Source organism: Paenibacillus forsythiae T98 (assembly GCF_000520735.1).
GTDB classification, from domain to species: domain Bacteria; phylum Bacillota; class Bacilli; order Paenibacillales; family Paenibacillaceae; genus Paenibacillus_AQ; species Paenibacillus_AQ forsythiae.
In genome coordinates this window covers 1-2,401 of the sequence record NZ_ASSC01000547.1, presented here as the reverse complement: position 1 = coordinate 2,401, position 2,401 = coordinate 1, and the positions used below count along the sequence as shown (strand labels likewise).

The window sequence follows — 2,401 nt, the reverse complement described above, 5'->3', positions numbered from 1 at the left end:
CAGTGTCCGCTTCTGCTCCATTGTGCGCGTATCGTTACAGACAGCGTGGTGAACCGTATCATAAATAGTGGTAGGTACAAGGATTTAAGATATGCTAGTGAGTGGTCAATTATTCTTGACAAAATGCGTAGTCTACACCATAATATAAATGAGGATTTGCTCGCACGTTGTGTACGACTAAATCCACATTTTAAGACATTCGGTATTTAATTCAAACGTTGTGTTTGACTTAAATACCCGATGTCTTAATTTTTTCTTGTCATAACTGCAACAGTTTGTGGGTAATATGGTAATAGGTCGCACGTTGTGTACGACCAAAGAGAGGAGTTCGCACGTTGTGTGCGTCCTCCTCTTCTTATTTGTATTCCCATTTAATTATTTTATGGTCAAGATGCCTTAAATAAAAATCAATAATATTGGTTTGATGTCTCTTTCTTGGTGGAAAGCCATAAACATTACGAAAATGTACAGAAGTAATGAAGTTAATCATATCAGCCAGTTGAATTAAATTACAGTTTTTATCATGTGACAGTTTTACCTGGAGGTCGGGATAGACTCTATTATTTGTAGGATTTCTTAGAGCATCACAGAAATTATTGATTTCACTAGGCTTACCGTCATCACAAATTACAAAAGCATGAGAGTCAGACTGTTTCAACTCAGTTGAGATGCATTTGACAAGTTCCGTATAAGCGTGAATATGCATCCGATTATGATTTGTTACTCCTGTGTTGGCTTGGTATAAATGTTTGTTTACAAGTGCCGCTACAATTTTAACATCAGTCACCTGAACTAAGGATAATAAATCATCAACGACTTTGAATCTCTCAAGGTCAGGTAAATTATAATAGAAGTCCTCACCGTCAATAAAGGCTTTTCCATGTATCTCGAATTTCTTGAAAAAATCAATATTAGAAAATTGCTCAGTCGGAATCCCATGGATCTTTGACTTTATATCTTTTTCTAGATTATCTTTTAGTTTTTGAACTTCGTTATGTAGAAACACCTGATAATGTATAGGTACAAGTATCCCTGCATAACAAAGTACAGGTTGGTTTCTCATATCTCCGAAACCATTATTTCCAGACTCGTCTGTATAAAACCCGTATAATGTCACCATAGCTCCTGCTTTCACGTTTATTTTTTCAAAACAGAATTTTTTAGTTCCTCAATTGCTCGTTTGACGGCAGCAAGATCCTCGAAATCATCAGCAGTCAGATTTGTCATGTTAATTCGTTTCAAATGCTTATCGTAGCATTCAAGAATTGAAGAAATCAATTGCTCTGCGACCGTTTCATCGCTAGATGTTGTTTCGGAATTCAGTTTTGTTTCGCCATTTTTATAAGCAAATTTTCCCCTGCCTACCTTAACAATCTCCTCACTAGTAGCATGGAGATTCCACAGGGCAGCACGAATGCTTGCAATATTTCGATTCGGATATTTACCCGCATTAGCATCAATCAAAGATTGAAGCTGTATTGCCTCTCCTGCCTGTTCTTTTAAAAGTGTAATTGCATACTCCCTATATTCAGCAGTAGCAGTTAAATCATTTGGTTTTTTCATAATTAAATTCCTCTCTACATCAAAAAAAGATATACTATAATAGTATAGTACATTGATGCTTAATGTTTGTAAATACTATAACAGTAAAAACATTTTATAGTTTTAAAGTTCATTTGCTTGCTTTACCATTAATATTTCCTGAACCCTGTAACAAATAACGGTAAAGGAAAAGTCCGAGTTAACTATTACAGATCAATGATGATACTCCGTCAGGGAAATATGTAATGAAATCCTTCTGTCTAGTAGAAGAGGGATTTTTTGTTTATTTATGAACTGTTACAAGAAACCATTTTATTTCGACATACAATGAATGATGATCAATATGCTTGGGAGGGATGAGCATGATTTTACGAGGGCTTGTTGATATTAACATCTCGCCAGATTTAGATCCAAGCACTATTTTTATTAATGAATGCGGGGGAGGACCTGCCGCCAGTTTGTTTAAAATCCTTGATGGGACAATGGTTATTCTCCAGAGGAGGGACATTAAGAAGAGGGTTCGTGTTGTTAAAGGGGATGCTTCGGAATGCGGTTTTCATACTGCGGCATTAAATACGAATGCGGCTCGGCTGTTCAAGGTTAGAGAGGAACAGCGTTTTTTACTCGTGTTCAATGAGAGAACGAAAGTAATGAAAATGTTCAGAGCGCCTGTAACCCGTGACACGGCTCAATTCGTTCTTGACCGGAATGGACTTCACGACAACACAATTACTTTAGGCGGCCCATTTATTGATGATTTAGGGGGGAATAACAAACAGACTTGTGATTGGAACGCAAGTGACATCATCCTTGTAACGGGGGTCTATCCATAGGCTAGCCATTAACCAAACGACCGAGC

General features: G+C 37.2%; 3 protein-coding genes. 1 reads left to right on the top strand and 2 read right to left on the bottom strand.

Annotation, left to right across the window (positions count from 1 at the left end; all coding sequences use genetic code 11):
* Positions 1-355: 355 nt before the first annotated feature.
* Positions 356-1,135: a DUF3800 domain-containing protein gene (locus tag L692_RS0117200; RefSeq protein WP_232238812.1), complete on the bottom strand. Its 780-nt coding sequence runs from the start codon at positions 1,133-1,135 to the stop codon at positions 356-358.
* Positions 1,136-1,137: 2 nt separating this feature from the next.
* Positions 1,138-1,563, bottom strand: a complete 426-nt coding sequence (locus L692_RS0117195) for a hypothetical protein (RefSeq protein WP_025701345.1) — start codon at positions 1,561-1,563, stop codon at positions 1,138-1,140.
* Positions 1,564-1,904: 341 nt separating this feature from the next.
* Here L692_RS0117195 and L692_RS0117190 point away from each other — a divergent pair, with 341 nt between their 5' ends.
* Positions 1,905-2,375 (top strand): hypothetical protein, encoded by a 471-nt coding sequence (locus tag L692_RS0117190; protein WP_025701344.1) that lies wholly within the window; start codon positions 1,905-1,907, stop codon positions 2,373-2,375.
* Positions 2,376-2,401: the final 26 nt, after the last annotated feature.